General features: G+C 48.3%; 1 protein-coding gene. It reads right to left on the minus strand.

What is annotated here, in order from left to right; translation table 11 throughout:
* Positions 1-259, minus strand: a 259-nt coding sequence (locus tag EUU22_RS26365) for a hypothetical protein (RefSeq protein ID WP_500681136.1), incomplete at both ends; no start/stop codon positions are given.

The raw sequence follows: 259 nt of genomic DNA on the forward strand, positions 1-259 counted from the left end.
TGATTCATCTCAAGATTCAACCATGTAAGATTGGCAAGCTTGCCAATGAAAGCAGGCACCACCCCAACAAAGTTATTCTGAGAAATATCAAGATCAACAAGATTCGAAGCATTTGCCAAGGAAGAAGGGAGATTCCCTTGGAAGAAGTTGCCGCCAATGAAGAGCCGCCATAGATTAGGCAGCGAGGTACCAATGCCGGATGGCATCTTGCCGCTGAAGCGGTTGGTTTCGAGGCTGAGCCGAATGAGCACCGACATGT

Source organism: Ciceribacter ferrooxidans (assembly GCF_004137355.1).
Classification (GTDB): domain Bacteria; phylum Pseudomonadota; class Alphaproteobacteria; order Rhizobiales; family Rhizobiaceae; genus Allorhizobium; species Allorhizobium ferrooxidans.